This window comes from Pseudomonas sp. REP124 (assembly GCF_020164475.1).
Classification (GTDB): domain Bacteria; phylum Pseudomonadota; class Gammaproteobacteria; order Pseudomonadales; family Pseudomonadaceae; genus Aquipseudomonas.
Window position 1 is genome coordinate 1 of record NZ_JAIQWX010000081.1, and the last position, 21921, is coordinate 21921.

Genomic DNA, 21921 nt, shown 5'->3' on the forward strand with positions numbered 1-21921 from the left:
AGGAGCGAGGCTTGCCCGCGAAGGCGTCGGTACTAAAAACACAATCAGGAATACTGAACCTCAATCTCATCCAACTGATGATCAAAGGTCTTGAGCCTTGCGCTCCAGGTGTAAACCAGCACTTCAAAATCCCGGTTGATCACCGCCCCGCCCGTCACTTCGCCACGGGGGTCGCAGAAATCCAGTTGATAGCGCTCGCGGGCCATGGCCGTGGCGACGTCCGCCAGTTCACGGGCGTTGTTGAGCCAGTGCCGGCCGTCATCCGCCACCTGCTTGTCCAGCTCAAGGCATTGCTTCTTCAGGGTTTCGAGGCTTTTTTCCAGCGGCGTGCCGGTCAGCTCGCCCATGACTTCCTGGAAGGTGCGCCCCGGTTGCCAGTAACTGCCCCAGAAATAGCGGTCGAACACCGTTTCGACACGGCGCAGCGCCACCTTGGTGTCCCAGATCAGCACCAGGGTCTTGCCTTGTTCGAGTTGTTTTTTCTTGATGCGCCGGGTCTGGACGGACGCCCAGGCCACCACCGAAACAGCCACCACGGCGATCAACGCCACGGCACTGTCGAGAAACATCAGCGCCTTGTCGATCTGATAGGCCAGCATGACGCCGTAGAAATAGGTCCCCGTGAGCAGCACGAGGGCCACGACGGCACACCAGAAGCCGAGAGCAAAAGGGTTTTTCATTATTGGTTTCCCCCTGACCTGCGCAAGCTTTGTGTATTGCAGGGGCGCTGTTGCTGCAACGCCCTGCAACATTTCAAAGCATAGCAACGGCCTCAGGGTTTGCTGGCGTTCGACGCTTGCGTTCGTCCGCTTTCCCAACCGCCGCCCAGGGCCAGGAACAAATCGATCTGGCTCAACGCCACTTGGGTGTTGGCGGCGGCCAGTTGCGCCGTGACATCGGTGTAGGTGCGGGTGGCTTGCAGGTCGGCCAGGAACGACTCGCGGCCGGCCTGGAAGAAGCGGTGCGTCTGGTCTGCGGCCAGTTTCGCCGATTGCTCGGCGTCCGCCAGGGCATCGCGGCGCTGCAGCAATGCCGAATATTGGGCCAGGCTTGTCTGGGTTTCGCGAATGGCGTTGAGCACCACGCCGTCGAAGTGCGCCAGGGTCGCCTGGGTCACGGCTTCGGCTTCGCGGATGCGCGCCCGGGCGCCGTTGGTCGGCACGTTCCAGGTCAGCGACGGGCCGAAGCCCCAGCGGTTGGTGGACGGCTCGCCCAGGTTTTCCAGGATGCCGACGGTGCCGATGGTCGCGCCGAAGCGCACGTCCGGGTACAACTCGCCGGTGGCCACGCCAATGTTGGCGGTCGCGGCGGCCAGGCGACGCTCGGCCTGACGGACGTCGGGACGACGCTTGAGCAACGAGGCGCCATCGCCCACCGGCACCAGTTGCGCGATTTTCGGCAGTTCCGCACAAGCGGCAGTGCCGGCCGGCAGTTGATCGACCGGTTTGGCCAGCAGCATCGACAGACGGAACAATCCGGCCTGACGCGCCGCTTCATAACGCGGCATGTCGGCGCGCAAGGATTTGAATTGGGTTTGCGAGCGGGTGACCTGAGTTTCGTCACCGCGACCGGCATCGCGCAGGCGCTGGATCAGCGAGGTGCTTTGCGATTGCAGGTCGAGGGAATGCTGGGCAATTTCACGCTCTTCGTTGGCCGCGCACACCTGGGTGTAGGCGCGCACCACATCGGCAACCAAAGTAATGCGTGCGGTGTCGGCGGCCGCCTGGGTCGCGTCGGCATTGGCCTTGGCCGCTTCGATGCCGCGCTTGAGCGTGCCCCACAGGTCGAACTGGTAGGACGCGCTGATGCCGATATCGCCGATGTTGGCCACCGGCACTTTTTCCGGCAGCAGGAAGGCTTCGCCGGATTCCTGCAAGCGCTGGGCGCCCATCTTCACGCCGCCGCTCCAGCCACCGGCAGCTTCGGCTTCGTCCACCTGCGCACGCGACCGCAACAGGCTGGCCGCCGCGACCCGCAGATCGGTGTTGGACGCCAGCGCCTGCTGGACCAATTGATCCAGCCGCGGATCGCGATACAGACGCCACCAATCTTCAGGCACTGGCGCCGAAACCACCGGCTTGCCGTTCACATCCAGCTCGCCCTGCAAATCCGCACGCTGAACGGCGGCCTCTTCCGGCAAGTGATAGTCCGGCCCGACCATCGAACACGCCGACAGCAGCAGGCCTAAACCAGCCACCGCCAAACCCGAGGCTTTGTTCATTTCGCAGGCTCCCGGTCTTTGTCGTCGATGATCGACACGGTGGCGGTGCGCCCGGCGATCATGCGGAAATCTGCCGGCACGTCGTCGAAGGCAATGCGCACGGGAATCCGCTGGGCCAGGCGCACCCAGCTGAATGCCGGGTTAACGTTGGGCAGCAGGTTGTTGCCGCTGGTGCGGTCGCGGTCTTCGATACCGGCGACGATGCTTTGCACATGCCCGCGCAGTCGCGCGTTGTCGCCAATCACGCGGATGTCGACGCTCTGGCCGACATGGATGCCGCCCAGTTTGGTTTCTTCGAAATAGCCGTCGATGTGAAAGGAGTTGCTGTCGACCACCGACAACACCGGCTTGCCTGCGCTGACGAATTCCTGAGTACGCGGCGCACGGTCGTTGACGTAACCGTCCACGGGGCTGCGGATCACCGAACGGTCGAGGTTCAGTTGCGCGCTGTCTACCGCCACTTGGGATTCCGATAGCGCCACTTGCGCACGGGCCACGCGGGACTGGCTTTCTTCCAGTTGCTCGGCCGGCACCAGATTGCCCAGGCCCTTGTTGCGCTTGGCTTCACGTTGGGCCTGCGCCAGGGTTTCTTCTCTGTCGGCCACGGCGGCCTTGGCCTGGCGCAGCGCCAGCTTGAAACGGTCCTGGTCGATGGTGAACAGCACCTGGCCACGCTTGACCGGCTGGTTGTCACGCACGTCCACCTGCTGGATCAGGCCGGAGACGTCCGGGGCGATCTGCACGACGTCGGCGCGGATATGACCATCGCGGGTCCAGGGGGCGAACATGTAGTACATCACCATGCGCCAGACCACGACCACGGCGAAGGTCACGATCAACAGGGTCACGATCACGCGGCCGAGGGTTAAAAACGGTTTTTTCATGTCATCAGGTATCGACTGAGTGAGTCCACGGCGCCAAGCAGCAAGGCGTAGAGAGCCACGTTAAACAATGCCCGGTGCCAGACCAGGCGGTAAAAGTGCAGACGTGTGAGCAACCCGTGCACTAGCAGGTAAACCAGGTAGGTAATGCCCATCAGCACAAGCAGCGTGGGCAGGAAAACGCCGCTGATATCCAGATCTCCGATCATAGGGGCGCTCCATCAATGCCATAAGGAAGCGGTTCTTCGGGCTCGGCGGTACCGACGAATTCAACACCGGGCAACAGCGCCAGGCGCAAGCCGCTAAGGGCGTGCAACAGGTGTAGACGAGTTTGCTCGTCGCCGGCACCAGCGAGTGCGCGACGGGTGCGGTCCATGGTCATCAGCAACGGGCTCGGCACCGGCAGGCGTTCGCCAGCCTTGAGACAGGTCTTGAAGTACTCGCCGACTTCGGCCACCACCTGACGCAACAAATCCTGGGCGACGCCGTGAATCCGTGGCGTGTAGGCCAGCAGGTCGAGCATGTTCAGCGCCACGCGCACTTCGCGCAGGGCGATGCCGGTGTCCTGGCCGGTCATGGCCAGGCGCGGCAGGTGCTGCATCAGGCGATCCAGCACCTGCACGCCCAGCTGACGGTGTTCGGCCAGGGTCGCCGGCTCGGTCAGGCTGACGATGTCGCGCCAGCTGAAACGGGTCAGGCGTTTGGCCGCCAGTTCCGCGCCGAATGGTCGGGCGACCAGGGTCCAGATGAAGGCGAACAACAGGCCCATGGGGCCGGCCAGGTTCGAATTCACGAAGCTCAGGAAGTCCGCGTCATAGGCGCCCTGGATGCTGATGAACGACGAGGTGTTGACCAGCGTCAGCAGCATGCCGAGGTAGAACTGCGGCTTGACCGTGAGGGTGCCGACCACGATGAACGGCACGGAAAACGCCAGCACCAGCATCGGGAAATCGTGCAGGTTCGGCAGCACTAGGAACAGATAAAGGCTGGCGAACAGCACCGACATCGCCGTCCAGAAAAAGAACCGGTAGATCTGCGGCGCCGGATCGTCCATCGAGGCAAAGAAGCTGCACGACACCGCTGCCAGAATCACCGCCGCGCCGCCGTCGGTCCAGCCGAGCAGAATCCACAGCACCGAGGCGACGATAATCGCGGTGACGGTGGAGGCCGCCGAATACAGCATCAGGCCGCGGTCGAGAAACGGCGTCAGCCGGCCCAGGCGCCAGTGGCGGTACACGGCGCGCCAGCTGTCCTGATCTTCGCACTGGATGGCGATCTGCAGGCTGCGGCAGTCCTGCCACAGATCGACCCATTCGCCGAGGCGATACAGGGCGTTCGAGAACAGCAACTGCTTGCGATCTTCCAGCACCTCGGCACTGGGTTGCAGGGCTTCGAGCTGGTCTTTGAGCGCGTGCCAGCGCTCGATGTCGGCGTCCTTGTGCTGCAGCCATTCGCTGGCGGCGGCGAGCATGGGGGCGAACTTTTCCACCAGTTCCGGCGTGCGTCGTTCGAGGGCGTAGAGCGCGTCTTCGAGGGCATCGATCACCGGCATCATGTGGATCATGCGCCCGCGCAATTCCTTGGTGTTGCGCACGGTCTGCGGTCGCGAGCCTTCGTGGGGCAACTGGCCGATCATCAGCTCCAGGCTGTTGAAGGTCGCCACCATCGAGGAGCGCAGCGCACTGACTTCTTCGGGCTGCACGTTGCGGCTGAGAAAGCGCAGGCTGTAGGTCGAGGCATCGGCGAACCATTTGCTCACCGAATCGTTGAACACCGGCGCCAGCCGACGGGGCCAGAACATCGCACCGACCACGGCGGCGACGGCGATGCCGAGGAAGATTTCTTCGGTACGCGCTTCGGCCACATCCCACACCGCCAGCGGGTTATCCACCACCGGCAGGGCAATCAGCGGCAAGGTGTAGCCGGCGAGCATCAGGGCATAGTTGTTGGCGGTGCGCAGGTGCAGGGACAGGAACAGCAACGTGCCGGTCCACAGTGCGATGACCAGCACCAGCACGTAGGGGCTCTGGACGAACATCGGCACGAACAGCACCGCCGCCGCTGCGCCCAGGAAGGTGCCGATGGCGCGATACAGCGCCTTGGAGGTGGTCGGGCCGAGGAACGGGTTGGAGACGATGTACACCGTGGCCATCGCCCAGTACGGACGCGGCATCTGCATGAGCAGCGCGATGTACAAGGCGATCATCGAAGCTGCGAACGTCCGCACGCCGTAGAACCAGTCTCGCGCTGGCGGCATGCCGCTGAAGAAACCGCTCAAGACTCGATCACCGGTGTCTGGCTGGCGGACTCGAAAGCGCGCAGCACACGCAGCGCCGCTTCCAGATCGCGCCGGTCGATGCCTTCGAGGGTTTCATGGCGCAAGCGCACCAGTTGAACTTCGACCTTCTGCACCAGCGCCCTTCCCGTGTCGGTCAGGCTCAGGCATTTGGCGCGGCGATCCTTGGCGTCACCGGTGCGGCAGACGTGACCCGCTTTACACAACTGATCGAGCAATCGCACCAGCGACGGGCTTTCCATCCCGGACGCCTGCGCCACCGCCACCTGCCGCACACCATCACCCAAGCGCCCGATCATCAACAACGGCACCGCACAGGCTTCGGAAATCCCATAGTTGACCAGCGTCGTCTGGCAGATTTTGCGCCAATGCCGCGCGCCCACCACCATGGAGCTGCTGATGTTCATCTGGAGAATGTCGAGATCATTCGGCACGGAAAAATACACACACTGTTAGTTTGCTAACTATCAATATGGCATTGATGGGGATTTAGCGTCAAGTTTTGAAACAAATTCTTCTTCCAGCGTGAATGCTGGCGTTTTAGCCACCTCGTCCTTTGCGCAACAACACATCCAACTGATCCACCACCTCCGCCCAATCGGCATCGTCAAGAATTTCATTGCGCAGCAGATCCGCCTGGCTGGGGCTCCAGAAAAAGGCGTCGGCCAGGTGCAGTTCCGGTTTGAGGGGTGAGTGGGTGGCGATGAATTTGTCGATGTTTTCGGCGTCGTCCGGCAGGCCGAGTTGTTTGAAGAGGGATGGGAGGCTGTGGGTTGGGTTTTCCATGTTTGGCTCCTTTTGGGTTGTGAGGTGACCGCTTTGCGGTCAATCGCGAGCAGGCTCGCTCCCACAGGGTTCGGGGTGAACATCAGTACCGTGAACACCCGAGAACATTGTGGGAGCGAGCCTGCTCGCGATGGCTTTGTTAGACACACCACACATCTAACTGCTCAACTCCCGAACCTGCGCATGCGGCACCATTTTCAGGAACTCGGGCATGTTCATGTGCAACAGGTTGATGTGGTTGCCGGCTTCCAGGTAGATGTCTTTTTGCCGGGTCAGCAGGGGGTCGATGACCACGTCCAGCCCGTAGGCTTCGCCCAGGGCAGGCACGGCGCCGCGTTCGCAGTCCTGAAACAGATGCGCCAGATTGCTTTCGCGCGAGACCTGCCATTCGCCGCTGCTGCGGACTTTGCTCAGGTCCAGGTGACGGCTGGCGGGCAGCACGGCCATTAGGTAGCGACCATGGTGGTCGTCGAGAATGACCGACTTGGCCATCCGCTCCGCCGGAATGTTTGCGACCCGCGCCGTTTCCAGGCTGCTGGCCGAGTGAGGATGGGTGACGATGTCGTATTGGCATTGAGCCCGGTCGAGGCTTCTCTGCACGGTTTTTGCCATTCGCATGATGCACCTCCGAGTCCGCCATGCCGCTGGGCGGACGATGGTTGACGCTTTTCTTCGTACTCAAAGTCTAGGCCCGCAGGGGCGATCCGGCGGGAAATCCGCCCACCGGACAGGTCAACAACTGAGCAAAATTCATACAGCCGGCCCGTCAACTAAACTGTAGACAGAACCACCCACGACTCTCCCGGAGGGTCACGTGAACACGCGTTGTTGTGCCATTGCCTGGCTGTTGGTGTTAAGCGGCTCCGCCCTCGCTGCGGACTCCGCCGGCATGCCCGCCCCCGACCCCATCGGCATGTGGCTGATCACCTTCGGCATCGCTTTCCTGATCGCCGAAGCCGCCCTGCCCAACTACGGCGTGATCGGCCTGGGCGGGATCGTGATGTTCGTGATCGGCGCAGTGATCCTGACCAACGCCGAACTGCCCGTTCCCCTGATGATCGGCCTTGGACTGATCAGCGGCCTGCTGCTGATCTTCCTGCTGATCCGCGCCCTGAAAACCCGACCGCGCCACAACGTCAGTGGCGATGCCGGACTGTTGGGCAGCGTGGCGCCGGTGCTGTCGTTGCAGGCCGGCGATGCCTGCCAGGGCTGGGTGCATCTGCAAGGCGAACGCTGGCAAGTGACCAGCGCCAACCCGCTGCAGATCGGGCAACGGGTGCGGGTGGTGGCTCGCAAGGGATTGATGCTGGAAGTGGCCGCGGCTGACGCGGTATCGAAGGGAGAATGAACATGGGCTTGCAACTGGGTTTTGCCGCACTCCTGCTGTTGCTGATCGCACTGGCCAGCTCGACCTTTCGCATCCTGCGCGAGTACGAGCGCGGGGTGGTGTTCCAGCTCGGCCGCTTCTGGCAGGTCAAGGGCCCTGGCCTGATCCTGCTGATTCCGGTGATCCAGCAAATGGTCCGCGTCGATCTGCGCACCGTGGTGCTGGACGTGCCGACGCAGGACGTCATCACCCGCGACAACGTGTCGGTGAAGGTCAACGCCGTGCTGTACTTTCGCGTCCTCGATCCGCAGAAGGCGATCATCCAGGTCGAAGACTTTCTCATGGCCACCAGCCAACTGGCGCAAACCACCTTGCGCGCGGTTCTCGGCAAACACGAACTGGATGAACTGCTGGCCGAGCGCGAGCGGATGAACATCGACATCCAGCAAGTGCTCGACGCCCAGACCGACGCATGGGGCATCAAGGTCGCCAACGTCGAGATCAAACACGTGGACCTCAACGAATCGATGATCCGCGCCATCGCCCGCCAGGCCGAAGCCGAGCGCGAACGCCGGGCCAAGGTGATCCACGCCGAAGGCGAATTGCAGGCCTCGGAAAAACTCATGCAAGCCGCCGAAATGCTCGGCCGCCAACCCGGCGCCATGCAATTGCGTTATATGCAGACGCTGAGTTCGATTGCCGGCGACAAGAGCTCGACCATCGTTTTTCCATTGCCGATCGAGTTGCTCAAGGGGATGGCGGATCTGTCGTCGAAGCCTTAAAGCATCAGCGGGAAGGATCACCGGCAGCGGCCAACGGATACACAGACTGCCACCCACCACCCAACGCCTTGTACAACCCGACGGCGGCCAGCGAGACGCCGGTCGAACTCTCGACCCACTGCTCCTGAGTCGCCAGCAACGCGCCTTGCACGGTGAGCACGTTGACGAAGTCCACCACGCCTTCGACGTACTGGCGCTGGGCGGTTTGCAGGGCGATCCGGTTCTGGCGCACCGCTTCGGCGAGGCTGTCGCGGCGCAGTTGGCTGGCGTTGTAGGCGCTCAACTGATCGTCGATTTCATGCCAGGCGCGCAGCACGGTTTGCTGGTAGGCGATGGCCGCTTCCTGTTGCTGGGCTTCGCGCAAATTCAGCACGCCGCGCAGACGACCGCCGTCGAACAGCGGCAGGCTGAACTGCGGACCGATGCCGAACGTGCGCGAGCCCCAGGAACCGAAATCGCTCAGTTGCATGGCTTGCGAACCGACATTGCCCGATAGGGTAATGCGCGGATAGAAATCGCCCTTGGCCACGCCGATGCTGGCGGTGGCGGCATGCAGGCGGGCTTCGGCCTGGCGAATGTCCGGGCGGCGCTCGGCCAGTTGCGACGGCAGGCCGATGGCGACCTGACGTGGTGTTTGCGGTACTGGTGCGTCGCTGGACAACTCAGCAGTGAGCGCCTGGGGCGGCTCGCCCATCAACAGGCTCAGGGCGTTGATCAATTGCGCCTGGCGCTGCTCCAGCGCTGGCTGACGCGATTCGATGGCTGCGACTTGCGCGGCGGCTTCGGCGACGTCCAGGTCAGTGGCCACACCATCGCCCAGACGCAGTTGCGACAGTTTCAGGCTGTGGCGAGCCACCTCCAGATTCTGCTCGGTGACGGCCCGCGTGTTTTGCACCCCACGCAGCTGGATGTAGTCCTGGGCGGTCTCGGCCAGCACCGACAGCAGCACGCCGCGACGATCGTTTTCCGCCACTTCCAGGTTGGCGTCGGCGGCTTCGGTTTCGCGGCGCACCCGGCCCCAGAAATCCAGTTCCCAAGAGGCGGAGAAACCGGCGTCCCACAGGTTGAAGGCGGAATTGCCGTTGTTTCCGGACGGGTCCATCAAGCCTTCGCCGCTGTTGCGTTTACGGCTGTAGCTGCCGGTGGCGGCGGTGGTCGGGTAGCGGTCGGCGGTGACCACCTGGCGCACGGCGCGGCTTTGCTCCAGGCGACTGCTGGCGAGCTTGAGGTCAAGGTTGTCGGTCAGGGCGCGCTGGCTCAGGGCCGAGAGTTTTGGGTCGTTGAACACTTCCCACCAGCGTTCGTTCAGGGTTTCGGTGATGGCCTGGCTGGGGGCGGGTTTTGAGGGTTTTGACCACTCGGTGATTTGCTGGGCTTCGGGCTTTTGGAAGTCCGGGCCGACTGTGCAGGCGGTGAGGCTCAATGCGAGCAAGGCACTGGAGATGAGTCGGGGCTGATGGCCTCTTCGCGGGCAAGCCCGTTCCCACAGGGTTATCGGTTGTTCATGGATTTTGTGGTCACCCCGGTCCACTGTGGGAGCGGGCTTGCCCGCGAAGGCGTCGGCACAGGCAACAAAACTCTTCATCGCTGAACAACCTCATTCACCGTCACACCCGCCGTATCAATCCGCGCCTCAACCGACATCCCGACCCGCAACCGCTCAGCCAACGGCTGCCCCGGCTCCAGCACGATCTTCACCGGAATCCGCTGCACGACCTTGGTGAAGTTCCCGGTCGCATTGTCCGGCTTGACCGACGCGAAGGTCACACCCGTGGCGGGCGCAATGCTCTCCACGCGTCCGCTCAATGCCGCACCGCCAAAGGTGTCGACACGTATTTCAACGTCCTGCCCCGGCTGCACATGAGTCAATTGGGTTTCCTGAAAATTGGCCACCACATAGGCCTGCGCCAGGGGCACCACCGCCAGCAGCTTGCTGCCCGGCGTAACGTACGCGCCCACCCGCACCGCACGCTCGCCGACCATGCCGTCCTGCGGCGCGACGATGCGGGTGTAGGACAGGTCGAAACTGGCGATTTCCAGCTTCGCCTGCGCCCGTTTCAAACCACCTTCAGCGCCATCGCGCTGGGCGGTGAGGATGTCCACCTGCTTGCGTTCGGCGGCCAGCACCGCCGTGACATTAGTCAACCGCGCGCTGGCCTGATCGATGCGGGTCCGCGCCTGTTGCGCGTTCTGCACGGTGCCGGCGCCGACCCCGGCGAGATGGTTGTAGCGATTGAGTTCATGCTGGGCGAAAGCCATTTCCGCTTTGGCCGACACCACCGACGCCTGGGCCTGAGCGATCACCGAAGTCTGGCGCTCGAGAGTCGCCTTGGCATTCTGCAATTGCGCCTGAGCCACCAGCGCTTCGGCAGCCGCCGCATCGGCGGCGGCGCGCAGGTCGCGATCATCGATCAGCGCCAGCAACTGCCCGGCCTTGACCTGTTCGTTGTCTTCCACCAGCACCTGCTTGATGAAGCCGGCTACACGCGGCACCACCAGCGTGTAATCCGCCGAGACATAGGCGTCGTTGGTGGTCTGGTGCGTGCGTTGGCCGAACGGGCCGAGCAGATAGATCAGCGCGCCCACGGCGATCACGACGGCAACGCATGCGGCCAGTTTTTGCTTGGATTGAGTCGTCATAAAAACCTTCTGTTTCAGTGGAGCGTTCAGGTTGGTGCGCGCGGTGGATAGATCCGCGTCGGCATCCAGAAAATCAGCAGGATCAGCGCCACGGCGACGCCGGCCATGCACAGGTACAGGTCGGCGGCGGTCAGCACCACGGCCTGCTCGTGCAGCCGATGGGCCAGGCCTGCGCTGTCGGATTCGGCCAGAGGTGAATTGCCGAGGCGATCGACCAGCATCGTTGAATGGAAGTGCAGCCGCGCTGTGGTCAGGGTCTCCAGCACGCCGGTGGCGATAACGGCGGCCAGGCCTTTCACGGTGTTGAACCAGGACGACGCAAACGGCCCGTCCATTGGCTGGATGCTGCCGGTGGACAGCATCAGCAGCGGCAGCACCGCCATCGGCTGGCCGAAGATCTGCAGCAGCTGCAGCACGTAGAAGTCATCGCGAATCCATTGTGATGTCAGGTGCGAGCCACCGATGCAGGACAGGATGAGCATGCACAAGCCAATCCCCAGCACCCAGCGGCAATCGACCCAGCGCAGATTGCACAGTGCCGCCACCAACGGCAGTGCGATCAGTTGCGGCAAGGCTGCCAGCAAGGTGATAGGTCCGGTCTGCACCGGGCGATATCCCTGGACCTGCGCCAGGTAGCTGGACGGAATGATCACCACCGCCAGCAGAATCACCAGTACGCCAGACAGCGTCAGCAAGGCGAACGACAGGTTGCGGATACCGAGCATCTGCATCTTGAAAAACGGAATCGGCTGCGACCATTCGTTGATCAGAAACAGCACCAGCAACAACGTGCCACCCACCAGCAATGTGCTGATCAGGCTTGACTCGAACCAGTCCAGCCGATTGCCCTGCAAGATGCCGATCACCAACATGCAGATCGCCGGAAAACCCAGCAGCAGACCGCGCCAGTTGAACTGTTTGAAACGCTCAAGCTTGAGTGGGTCCTGGGGAATGCCGTAACCCACCGCCAGCATGGCAATCAGGCACGGCACCACGATCTGCCAGAAGGTCCACTGCCAGCCGACATACTCGGTCCAAAGACCCGCCAGTGGCGTGCCCAGACCGGGGCCAAAAGTGGCCGTGAGGGTATACCCCGCCAAGCCGTACAGTTTGACGTTGGCGGGCAGAAAACGCAGGGCGACGGTCATCAGCATCGGCGGCAGCGCGCCACCGGCCAGACCTTGCAACGTACGCAACACCAGCAGGCTTTCGTAATTCGGCGCCAGTGGGCACAGCAGGCCCAGAAAGGTGAAGGCACTGATGGCGTAGAGGGTGAAGCGGCGTAACGAAAACGTCACCGCGCACCACGGCGCAAAGGCCGCTGCCGAAACCGAGGTCGCTGCATAGCAGGCGACCAGCCAGGTGCCTTCGTCATAGCCGATGCCCAAGGCGCCGCGAATGTCAGCCAGGGCGACTTTGGTCACCATTTCGTTCAGGCCCGACACCAGCACCGCCAGCAATACGCCCACCAGACCGATGATGAGTCGCGGGCCAAATGCTGTCGATGCGACCGGAGTGGGCACGGCCGAAGAGACCGTGGCCGTCAGAGAGGTCATCGGTTTACACCTCCGAATAAATAAGGCGGCAGTCTACGAAGCACGATCGCTGACGAAAACTGACTTATCGGTAATGTATAAGTGCGCGTGGCGCAGCATTCGAATGACGAAAACGGGCTAAGGCGGATATCTGCCTTGCGAAGAAATGTTGGGAAAAAATTATCATCGGCGCATCAGGCAGGCCACCATCCATAGGTGTTAGTGCCTAGCCCCTGCGGGTGATACCGCACACTGCGGTTTTTTGATTTTTCAGTTCGATTGCGCTGCTAGCCAGGTTTGATCACAGCAGTGTTTTACCGTTTCACGTAACCAGCGGTGGGCCGGATCATTGTCGAAACGCGGATGCCAGGCCTGGCTTAAAACGATGGTTGGCAATGGGACAGGCAAGGTGAACGAACGCAGTTTCAGACCGAGACGACGCACGCTCAACAGTGTCTCCCTTGGCACCGGCAGAATCAGGTCGGAATCGGGCAAGGCGAACATCGCGGCATGGAAGCTGGGGGCGATCACTGCCACCCGCCGCTCCAATCCCAATTCGTCGAGCGCCGCGTCGATAGGACCGCGAGCGATGCCGCGGCGGGACACGCTGATGTGGGAAAAGCTCGCGAAACGTGCGGCGGTGATCTCTTCGTCAAGCAACGGATGATCCTCGCGAACCAGTCCGATGAACTGTGTGGAAAACAGGTTCTGCACCTTCACTTCCGGCATCAGCGGACGATTGTTGCTGACGTTCAGATCGATACGCCCTTCACGCAAGGCTTCGTCATCGCCATCGCCTTCCGGCACGAAACGTAATTCGCAATGCGGCGCCTGACGCTCCATGGAGTCGAACAGCTTGCCGCCGTAAACGCCGACAAAGAAATCGTTGGCGCGAATGCTGAAGCGCCGACGCAGACTGCCTAAATCCACCACCCGAGCCGAGTGGAACAACTGCGCCGCCTGCTCCACCAGGTCCCGTACCTGATCGCGCAACTCCAGTGCCTTGGGCGTGGGCACCAGACCTCGACCGGCGCGTACCAGAATCGGATCGCCGATGGCCTCGCGAATGCGCGTCAGGGTACGGCTCATGGCGGCCGGACTGAGGTTCATCCGCCGCGCGGCACCCACCACACTGCCTTCGTCGAGGAGGGCGTCGAGGGCGATGAGAAGATTCATATCTGGGAGCTGCATGCTGAGCACTCTTGGCTGGACTGGATTGAGTCAGGCGCAATGCTAGCAAACATCCTGTTGGTCATGCGGTGGCAGGTCGGACCCCTTCGCGGGCAAGCCCGCTCCCACAGGGTTCGGTGGCGGATACAAAATCCGCATTCGCCGCGGATCCTTGTGGGAGCGGGCTTGCCCGCGAAGAGGCCAGATCAGACACCCCCTACCTCTGCATCCCCCACCGCTTCACCGTCACCCGCTCCAGCGAATCGAACACCAGATTCTCAACCAGCAACCCAATCAAAATCACCACCGCCAACCCGGCAAACACCTTGTCGGTGTACAACTCATTCCTGTTCTGAAAAATGTACCAACCCAGCCCACCTTTCCCGCTGGTCGCCCCGAACACCAGTTCCGCCGCAATCAATGTCCTCCAGGCAAACGCCCAGCCGATTTTCAGCCCGGCAAGGATCGATGGCAGCGCCGCCGGAATCAGGATGAACAACACAAAGCGCATGCCCTTGAGGCCATAGTTGCGCCCGGCCATGCGCTGGGTTTCCGAAACGCCGAGAAAGCCGGCGTAGGTGTTCAGCGCCAGCGCCCAGAGCACCGAATGCACCAGCACAAAAATCAGGCTGTTCTGACCCAGGCCGAACCACAGCAGCGCCAGCGGCAGCAGCGCGATAGCCGGCAACGGGTTGAACATCGAGGTCAGGGTGCTGAGCAGGTCGCGACCGAACTGGGTCGAGACTGCGAGGGTGGTCAGACCGAACGCCAGGACGATGCCGATCAGGTAGCCCTTGACCAGCACCACCAGGGAAATCCATACCTTGCCCAGCAGCTCGCCGCTGAGCAAACCGTCGTACAGGGCGTGCGCGGTTTGCAGGAAACTCGGCAGCAGCAGGTCGTTGGCCTGATAGCGCGCGACGGCTTCCCACAGCAGCGCCAGCAGAATCAGGATCAGGCTTTTGCGCAGCCAACCCTGTTGCCACAAGCGTTGGCCGATGGGCAATTCGCGCTCCAGCGGCACGCTGGTCAGCGGTTGCAGAATGTTTTCGAACTCTTCACGCGGGGATGATAAATGGCTCATCGGGCCCTCCTCTGAACTGGCTCAATAAGCGATGCGGATGTCGGTGAAATCCAGTTCGCGCTCGGTTTGCGCTGCCTCGCCCTCATCGAACAACAGCCGATGAATGCGCCGCGCCGAGGCCTGAAATTCCACGCCGCCCAGGCTGTGCAAATCGTATTGATGGCTGTGCACCTCAGCCCGCACCCGCCCCGGATGCGGCGACAGCAACAGGATGCGATTGCCCACCACCAGCGCTTCTTCGATGGAGTGCGTGACGAACAGCAGCGTGAAGCGCACCTCTTCCCAGAGCAGCAGCAGTTCTTCCTGCATCTTGCGTCGGGTCAGGGCGTCGAGGGCGGCGAAGGGTTCGTCCATCAACAGGATTTTCGGCTGCATCGCCAGGGCCCGGGCGATCGCCACCCGCGCCTTCATGCCGCCGGACAGCGTGTGCGGATAGGCATCGGCAAACGCCGCCAGCCCGACCTTCTCCAGGTAGTGCAGCGCCCGCTCCTCGGCGTCCTTGCGCTTGAGGGTTCTGGAGGCCAGCAGGGGAAACATCACGTTCTGTTTGACGGTTTTCCACGGCGGCAGTTGATCGAACTCCTGAAACACCACAATCCGGTCCGGCCCCGGCGCCTCCACGCGCTGGCCTTGCAAACGTATCTCGCCCTCGACCGGCTGGATGAAGCCGGCGGCGGCCTTGAGCAAGGTCGACTTGCCACAACCGGAGGGACCGAGCAGGACAAAACGGTCCGCCGGATCGATCTCGAAACTCACTTGGTGGGTCGCCCGCACCACACGCTGGGGCGTGCGGTACTCCAGGCTGACGTTATCGACCGACAGCAGCGCCTGGGCTGCCGTGGCCGGTTTGCTGACCGTGTGGCCTTGCAAGGGGGCGTTCATGTCGATCAGCTCCCTTGCAGCGGTTTGGCGTCCTGGAAGAAGTAGTCCTTCCACGAATCAGGTTTGTTCTTGATCGCGCCGACGCGGTAGAGGAACTCGGCCAGCGGGTAAGTGTTTTTCGGCGTGACGCTGAATTCGAACTGCGGGTTGTCGATGATTTTCAGCAATGCTGCGCGGTCGATTTTCGCTTTGGTGACACGGATGTAAGTATCGGCCGCCGCGCCCTTGTCGTTCTGCGCGAATTGCGCCGCTTCGGTCAGAGCGTCGACGAAGGCCTTGTAGGTTTTCGGGTTCTCGTTGCGGAATTTCTCGGTGGCGAACAGCACGGTTGGCGAATTCGGACCGAGCAGGTCATAGGTATTGAGCACCACGTGCACGTTCGGGTTGGCCAGCGCCTGATCCTGGAATGGCGGGTTGGAGAAATGTCCGCTCAGCTCGGTGCCGCCAGCGATCAACGCGGCCGTGGCATCGGGATGCGGAACGGCGATGGTGTACTTGTCCAGGCGATTGAATTCCTTGTCGCCCCACTGCTTGGCGGCCGCGTATTGCAGGAAACGCGACTGCACGGAAACGCCCACCGCCGGCACCGCGATGCGGTCCTTTTCGGTGAAGTCGGCGATGGTCTTGACCTTGGGATTGTTGCTCACCAGGTAGTACGGGAAGTTACCCAGGGACGCCACGGCCTTGACGTTCTGCTTGCCGTGGGTGCGATCCCAGATGGTCAGCAGCGGACCGACGCCGGCACCGGCAATGTCTATGGAACCTGAGAGCAGCGCATCGTTGACCGCCGCGCCGCCGGACAGCTGGGTCCAGTCGACCTTGATGTCGATGCCTTCCTGTTTGCCGTACTTCTCGATCAGGTTCTGATCGCGCACCACGTTGAGCAGCAGGTAGACGATGCCGAACTGTTCGGCGATGCGGATTTCACCTTCGGCGTGGGCCACGGTCGGCGCCACCAGGCTGCCGGCGATCAGGCTGAAACCCAGGCCGATGGCGGCCGCCAGCGGGGCGAAAGGAAGACGTTTGGACATGATCAGATCTCCGACAAATCAGAAAGGCGCGTCGCCCTGGATGGTTGTGCGATACAGCTTGCGGCGCAGGTGGCTCGGGCAGCCGGCGGCAAGGTGGATCAGCGAACGGTTGTCCCAGAACACCAGGTCGTGGGGCTGCCATTGATGGCGGTAGATGTTTTGCGGCAGGACGCTGTGGGCGTAGAGCTCGGCCAGCACCTGACGGCTCTCGTCTTCCGGCAGGCCAACGATGCGGGTGGTGAAACCCTCGCTGACGAACAACGCCTTGCGGCCGTTTTCCGGATGGGTACGCACCACCGGGTGCACCACTTCCGCCACCTGAGCGAGCTGCTCGGGGGTCAGGGTCGGGCGCCAGTTGCCTTCGAATTTGGTCTCGCTGTAACGCGCCGTGTAGGAGTGCGCCGCGGATCGGCCTTCGACCGTCTTGCGCAGTGCGTCGGGCAAGCTGTCCCACGCTTTGTGCATGTCGGCGAACAGGGTGTCGCCACCTTCGGACGGCAACTCCTGGGCGTGGAGCATCGAACCCAGGCTCGGCAGCTCTTTGTAGGAGAGATCCGAATGCCAGAACTTGCCGGCATCGCCCAGGCCGATGTTCTGGCCGTTCTCGATGATGTTGGAAACGATAAGAATTTCCGGGTGCCCCGCCAGCAAAAACTGCTTGAGCACGTGGATCTGCAGCACGCCAAAGCGGCGGCTGAAATCGATCTGTTGCTCAGGGGTGATGCGTTGGTCGCGGAACACCACCACGTGATGGTCCAGGTGCGCGCGGTGAATGCGTGCGAAGTCCTGATCGTTGATCGGGCGGGACAAATCCAGGCCGATGATTTCGGCCCCTACCGCACCGCTGAACGGGCGGATTTCAAAGTGTTGTGGCGCTGCAACTCGCGATGCTGAAACGGCTGACATAAATCACTCCCACGCACGGCGCGCTCAAGGGGCGCGCGCGTCGATCAGAAACTCACGGATGTCCCGTGTTGGTTCGTGTCGTGCGGCGCGCCGATTGGTCGGCAGGTACGCAGGGGTGTGACTTTATAGATATAAGAACTCGATTTTAAATACCGTTAGCGAATAACCATATGGCGTATTTCACCTATGCTGCTGACAGCATGACGCTGTTCACTTCGGAGGGATGCTCAATGTTCTACGTGCAACGCGATACAGAAGGGCAACTGATGCGCGTCGAAGCCGAAGCCTACGCCGAGTCCACGGAAACGCTGCCGGCCGACCACCCCGACCTTCAGGCCTGGTTCGCCAACGAGGTGATGTCCACCAGCCTCAAACAGCTCAAGCAGATTAAACAGCTCAAGCAATTCAAACAGAGCGACCTGGAAATGATCCGGGTACTCGACGACTTGATCGAAGTGCTGATCAGCAAAGGCGTGATTCTGGTGACCGATTTGCCGGCGCCGGCGCAGGCCAAGCTCATGGATCGCAGCCAGGCGCGGGAGGCGTTGGGGGGGTTGAGTCATTTGGTGGATGATGACGAGGATGGGTTTATCTGAGTACTGGATCCTCGTTGACTGTGCTGACGTCTTCGCGGGCAAGCCTCGCTCCTACATTCGGAACGCATTGCCCCTGTAGGAGCGAGGCTTGCCCGCGAAGACGGATTCCCTGACGACATCACTTCCAAGCTTTACTCCCAAGGTTTGGGCTCACCCACCAACCGCCCCTGAACCCCATACACCCCCATCTCGCGAATCACCGTCAACTCACCCTCGGTCTCAACCTGTTCGGCAATCAGCGGCAAATCGATGCTGTGGGCCGCGCGCTGGATCGCTTCGATGAACAGGCGCTTGTCGCTCTCCTGATCGATCGCGCGCATGTAGCTGCCGTCGATTTTCAGATACGCCAGGCCCAACCGCGCCAGGTTGCCGATCATGCTGAAGCGCCCGCCAAAGTGTTGCAGGCTCAAGGAGAAGCCAAGGCTGCGCAGACGTCGCGTGAGGTCTTCGAGCATGGCTTGTTCGGGCAATTGCTCTTCGCCGATTTCCAGGGTCAGGCGCGGCCCCAGATTGGAGTGCGAGCGCAGCAGATCGAGAAGCGCATTCAATGCCTGCGGATCATCGAGGGAGGCCGACGACAGGTTCAGCGCCAGCGACTCTTCGTGATCGTCCATCTGCTCCAGCACCAGCTCCAACATCAGACGATCGAGCCGCGCCGTCCAACCGAATCGCTGCAGCCACGGCAGGAAACGCCCGGCCGCCACGCTCTGGCCCTGATCATCGATCAGCCGTGACAGCACTTTGTAATGCAGCACCAGTTGCGTGTCCTGACTGGCCACCACCGGCTGGAAATACAAACGGAAGCGCCGCTGCTCCAGCGCCAGGTCCAGCAAGCTGTGCCAGGCATGCTGGTCATCACCGACGTCGACCAAAGCGCTGTGATCCACACAAACCCAACGCGAATCCCCCTGACTTTCAGCCTGCGCCAGCGCCTGATCCGCCAGACCGAGCACCGCTTGCGGTGTGTCGCCGTGAACGAACGGCGCCAGGCCGATGGCGGCAACCGAGGCCACGTCGGTGGCGCCCGTCGCATGCAGGCTGGCCAGGGCGATGTCGAGGTGTTGCGCCAGTTGCAGCGCTTCTTCGCGCATCATCCCCGGCGCCAGCACCGCGAACTCGCCGCCGCGGATGCGTGTCACCAGATTTTGCGTTTCCGGATAGCGGGCGCATTCGCGGGACAACTGCTCACCCACCGCCTTCAGCAGTTCGTCCGTGCGCTGACCACCCAAACGCTGGTTGAGGCCGGCCAGATCCTGCACTCGCAGCAGCAACAGGTAACCGGAACTGGCTTGTTCCGGGTTGCTCACCCGTGCGTTCAATTGCATCTCGAAATAGCGCCGGTTGGCCAGCCCGGTCAGGTTGTCCTGATAGGATTCCGTCCGCAGTTTTTCACTGCGCTCGGCCTGCTCCTGGAACAGCGCCTTGAGCTTCTCGACCATCTGGTTCATGGCTTGCACCACGCGGCGCAATTCCGGCGTGCGCGGCAGTTGCGGCAGGCTGAGGAATTCGCGACGGGCGATGGCGTGGGACTGTTGCACCATGTAGTCGAGCGGCTTCAATTGTCGACGCAACAGCAGCGCGCCCAATATTGCGCTGACCACGCCGCAGATCAGCAGCCACGCCAGGCTACCCAATGCGCTTTGCCACAGCTTGGCCAGGGCGAACATCGGATGGCTGACCACCTCGACCCGCGCCGCCTGCTCCCAACCGCGGCTGACAATCGCATCGCCGCCGGCCGGCTCCAGGCCGATCAGCTTGACGAACCACTGCGGCACACGGGTATCGACCGGGATGCCACTGCGTTCCACCAGCGTCTTGCCGTCGGACAGATTGATCACGCGGATGCTCGCGTAGTACCCACTGTCGAAGATCGAACTGACCAGCAATTCGGTCATCGCCGGGTCGTCGATGTTGGGTGTGAGCGACAGCGCCAGCGCGGTCGCGGCGTCCTGTGCGTGGGAGCGCAACTGGTTGACGTATTGGGTGCGTGAGCTTTCCAGGCTGACCATGAAGCTGCCGGTGAAGGCGACGACCAGGAACAGACAGATTGCGATCAATAGCTGTTTGAACAAGGACATCTGTAGGCATGCTCCTAGTGAGTGGTCTCGACCGGAAATCCTTCGGCCTGCATTCTCTTCAGCAGATCCTGCCAACGGGACAGGCGCTTGGTGTCACCGACCTTCTGGTTACCCTTGGCACCGGGCAGCCACAAACCTTCTGCATTGAAAGAGTAGACCGGCAGCAGGTCCGTTCGTTGGCTCGCCGGTTGAATAGTGTCGGTCAGGCTGTCGAGCACCAGCGGCATGGCGTCCGGACGCGCGTAATAGGTCAGCACCATGTGCGCGCGATTCAGGCGCAAGGCCTTTACGTAGGTGATGCGCAACTTGTCACTGGCCACCCCGAGGTGCCGCAGGCTGAAATACTTGGCAATAGCGTAGTCTTCGCAATCACCTGCGCCTTTCCACAGGGCTTCGATCGGCGTCTCCCAGTAATCGACCTGATGCCAGAGGTCGATGTCCTCGACATAGCGCATGCGCTGATTGAAGAAACGGTTGACCAGATCGAGCTGCTCCAGTTCGCCGATGGACTTCTGCGTAGCGAGCAACTGTTGCCAATCATCAATACGTTTCTGACCTTCGCCCAAAGGCCCGTACAATGCCTGCGCCCGACGGCTGATCTGGGAAAAGTCCCAGTCGGCGTGCACAGCGCCCTGCATGATGCCGGCGAGCAGCAAGGCGCCGCACAGCCCTCGCAATATCCGGGATTTAGGGAAAGGTAAAGCCAATGCAGGGCACTCTGGAGCGGCAGGTGGAAGTCGGTTGATGGTGTAGGTTAGCCCTTAAAAAAACAATGGCACGGTGAGATCACCCGAGGCGGACTAGACTTGGGAAAAGCCTCGATGTCGTGCGTTTGACAAGCCGCCTGGCGGTTACTAGTGTCAATTGGATCCAAAATCAAATCAGCCAATCAGGGTGCGTTGTAGTGACACATAAGCCCAACCCTCTCAGCAGTATCAAGGTCAACGGGCCGATTCCGGCGCACCTGGCTCGTTCGATCATTGAAGAGACCTTGCGTGCGGCGATTCTGGATGGTCGCCTGCCTTGCGGCATTGCCCTGCGCCAACAGGATCTGGCCGATCTGTTCGGGGTCAGCCGCATGCCCGTGCGCGAAGCCTTGCGCCAGCTCGAAGCCCAGGCGCTGCTCAACGTGGTCGCCCACAAAGGCGCGGTGGTCGCGCCGCTGGTTCAGGGCGACGCCGTGGAAACCTATGCGCTGCGCATCCTGCTGGAGTCCGAAGCGCTGCGCCTGTCGATCCCGCTGCTGGAAAACGCCGATCTGGAACAGGCCGCGCGCTATATCGACGAGCTGGAAACCGAACACGACTACACCGAAATCGGCCGGCTCAACCGTCTTTTCCACATGTCGCTGTACTGCAAGGCACCCAACAAGCGCCTTTTGCGGCTGGTCGAGGACGGGTTGAACGAGGAGGAACGCTTCCTGCGTTTCAATCTGGAGGCCATGGGGCTGGGCAAGCTGTCCCAGGAAGACCACCGCGCCCTGCTGCATTCCGCCGAAAATCGCGACGTCGCCGCTTCCGTGGAATTGCTTGAGCATCACCTCAACCGGGGCGTCGAGGCCATTACCCGCTACCTCGACAGTCCTGAGGCGCAGAGCAAGAAAGCTCAGAGGTAAGCATTTCCCATCCTGCGATAGCGCACTGGTGCCGCTATCGCAGGCATGCTTTGCCAGAACCATCCGCACACACTTTCCCGCCCTCTTCAGC

Annotated in this window: 22 protein-coding genes; 4 read left to right on the forward strand and 18 right to left on the reverse strand. The window is 61.9% G+C overall.

The window, feature by feature from the left end; genetic code table 11:
* Positions 1-44: 44 nt before the first annotated feature.
* The 8 genes from K9857_RS19040 to K9857_RS19075 all read right to left on the reverse strand — a co-directional run bounded on the left by K9857_RS19040 (position 45) and on the right by K9857_RS19075 (position 6802).
* Positions 45-680, reverse strand: coding sequence for an NADH:ubiquinone oxidoreductase subunit N (locus tag K9857_RS19040; RefSeq protein ID WP_224538251.1), 636 nt, complete (start codon positions 678-680; stop codon positions 45-47).
* A gap of 92 nt (positions 681-772) precedes the next feature.
* Complete coding sequence (locus K9857_RS19045) at positions 773-2221, reverse strand: efflux transporter outer membrane subunit (protein ID WP_224538253.1); 1449 nt, start codon at positions 2219-2221, stop codon at positions 773-775.
* The gene (locus tag K9857_RS19050) at positions 2218-3105 is read right to left on the reverse strand and encodes an HlyD family secretion protein (protein ID WP_224538254.1); all 888 of its coding nucleotides are present in this window, start codon (positions 3103-3105) and stop codon (positions 2218-2220) included. Before K9857_RS19050 ends, K9857_RS19045 begins: the two co-directional genes overlap by 4 nt.
* Entirely contained in the window at positions 3102-3311 is a 210-nt protein-coding gene (locus tag K9857_RS19055) for a DUF1656 domain-containing protein (protein ID WP_175376428.1), read from the reverse strand. The genes K9857_RS19050 and K9857_RS19055 overlap by 4 nt, the downstream gene beginning before the upstream one ends.
* On the reverse strand, positions 3308-5380 hold the full coding sequence (locus K9857_RS19060) for an FUSC family protein (protein WP_224538256.1): 2073 nt from the start codon (positions 5378-5380) through the stop codon (positions 3308-3310). Before K9857_RS19060 ends, K9857_RS19055 begins: the two co-directional genes overlap by 4 nt.
* Complete coding sequence (locus K9857_RS19065) at positions 5377-5805, reverse strand: MarR family winged helix-turn-helix transcriptional regulator (RefSeq protein WP_224538288.1); 429 nt, start codon at positions 5803-5805, stop codon at positions 5377-5379. The genes K9857_RS19060 and K9857_RS19065 overlap by 4 nt, the downstream gene beginning before the upstream one ends.
* A gap of 133 nt (positions 5806-5938) precedes the next feature.
* On the reverse strand, positions 5939-6184 hold the full coding sequence (locus tag K9857_RS19070; RefSeq protein WP_175376425.1) for a DUF2789 domain-containing protein: 246 nt from the start codon (positions 6182-6184) through the stop codon (positions 5939-5941).
* A 156-nt stretch (positions 6185-6340) separates the two neighbouring features.
* Positions 6341-6802 carry an aminoacyl-tRNA deacylase gene (locus K9857_RS19075; RefSeq protein ID WP_175376424.1) on the reverse strand — a complete coding sequence of 154 codons (462 nt, stop codon included), beginning with the start codon at positions 6800-6802 and terminating at the stop codon, positions 6341-6343.
* Positions 6803-6998: 196 nt separating this feature from the next.
* Here K9857_RS19075 and K9857_RS19080 point away from each other — a divergent pair, with 196 nt between their 5' ends.
* A complete protein-coding gene (locus K9857_RS19080; protein WP_224538258.1) occupies positions 6999-7532 on the forward strand; it encodes an NfeD family protein in 534 nt (177 codons plus the stop codon).
* A gap of 2 nt (positions 7533-7534) precedes the next feature.
* Positions 7535-8293, forward strand: coding sequence for a slipin family protein (locus K9857_RS19085; RefSeq protein WP_224538259.1), 759 nt, complete (start codon positions 7535-7537; stop codon positions 8291-8293).
* Between the two features lie 4 nt (positions 8294-8297).
* Here K9857_RS19085 and K9857_RS19090 read toward each other — a convergent pair whose 3' ends face one another.
* From K9857_RS19090 to K9857_RS19125, 8 genes are all read right to left on the reverse strand, one after another.
* Positions 8298-9878: an efflux transporter outer membrane subunit gene (locus tag K9857_RS19090; protein ID WP_224538261.1), complete on the reverse strand. Its 1581-nt coding sequence runs from the start codon at positions 9876-9878 to the stop codon at positions 8298-8300.
* Positions 9875-10933 carry an HlyD family secretion protein gene (locus tag K9857_RS19095; RefSeq protein WP_224538262.1) on the reverse strand — a complete coding sequence of 353 codons (1059 nt, stop codon included), beginning with the start codon at positions 10931-10933 and terminating at the stop codon, positions 9875-9877. The genes K9857_RS19090 and K9857_RS19095 overlap by 4 nt, the downstream gene beginning before the upstream one ends.
* A gap of 26 nt (positions 10934-10959) precedes the next feature.
* Positions 10960-12489, reverse strand: coding sequence for an MFS transporter (locus tag K9857_RS19100; protein WP_224538264.1), 1530 nt, complete (start codon positions 12487-12489; stop codon positions 10960-10962).
* Between the two features lie 249 nt (positions 12490-12738).
* Complete coding sequence (locus K9857_RS19105) at positions 12739-13659, reverse strand: LysR family transcriptional regulator (protein ID WP_224538265.1); 921 nt, start codon at positions 13657-13659, stop codon at positions 12739-12741.
* Between the two features lie 196 nt (positions 13660-13855).
* Positions 13856-14722, reverse strand: coding sequence for an ABC transporter permease (locus K9857_RS19110; protein WP_224538267.1), 867 nt, complete (start codon positions 14720-14722; stop codon positions 13856-13858).
* A 21-nt stretch (positions 14723-14743) separates the two neighbouring features.
* Positions 14744-15604, reverse strand: a complete 861-nt coding sequence (locus K9857_RS19115; protein ID WP_224538269.1) for an ABC transporter ATP-binding protein — start codon at positions 15602-15604, stop codon at positions 14744-14746.
* Positions 15605-15609: 5 nt separating this feature from the next.
* Complete coding sequence (locus K9857_RS19120) at positions 15610-16635, reverse strand: ABC transporter substrate-binding protein (RefSeq protein ID WP_224538271.1); 1026 nt, start codon at positions 16633-16635, stop codon at positions 15610-15612.
* 18 nt (positions 16636-16653) lie between these two features.
* Positions 16654-17541, reverse strand: a complete 888-nt coding sequence (locus K9857_RS19125) for a TauD/TfdA dioxygenase family protein (protein ID WP_224538273.1) — start codon at positions 17539-17541, stop codon at positions 16654-16656.
* Positions 17542-17771: 230 nt separating this feature from the next.
* Here K9857_RS19125 and K9857_RS19130 point away from each other — a divergent pair, with 230 nt between their 5' ends.
* On the forward strand, positions 17772-18137 hold the full coding sequence (locus tag K9857_RS19130; protein WP_224538275.1) for a tryptophan synthase subunit beta: 366 nt from the start codon (positions 17772-17774) through the stop codon (positions 18135-18137).
* 131 nt (positions 18138-18268) lie between these two features.
* On the opposite strand, the gene lapD is transcribed toward K9857_RS19130, so the two are convergent.
* Positions 18269-20215, reverse strand: coding sequence for a cyclic di-GMP receptor LapD (gene lapD, locus K9857_RS19135; RefSeq protein WP_224538276.1), 1947 nt, complete (start codon positions 20213-20215; stop codon positions 18269-18271).
* A 14-nt stretch (positions 20216-20229) separates the two neighbouring features.
* Positions 20230-20922: a cysteine protease LapG gene (gene lapG, locus K9857_RS19140; RefSeq protein WP_224538278.1), complete on the reverse strand. Its 693-nt coding sequence runs from the start codon at positions 20920-20922 to the stop codon at positions 20230-20232.
* Between the two features lie 197 nt (positions 20923-21119).
* Here lapG and K9857_RS19145 point away from each other — a divergent pair, with 197 nt between their 5' ends.
* On the forward strand, positions 21120-21830 hold the full coding sequence (locus K9857_RS19145; protein WP_224538280.1) for a GntR family transcriptional regulator: 711 nt from the start codon (positions 21120-21122) through the stop codon (positions 21828-21830).
* Positions 21831-21921: the final 91 nt, after the last annotated feature.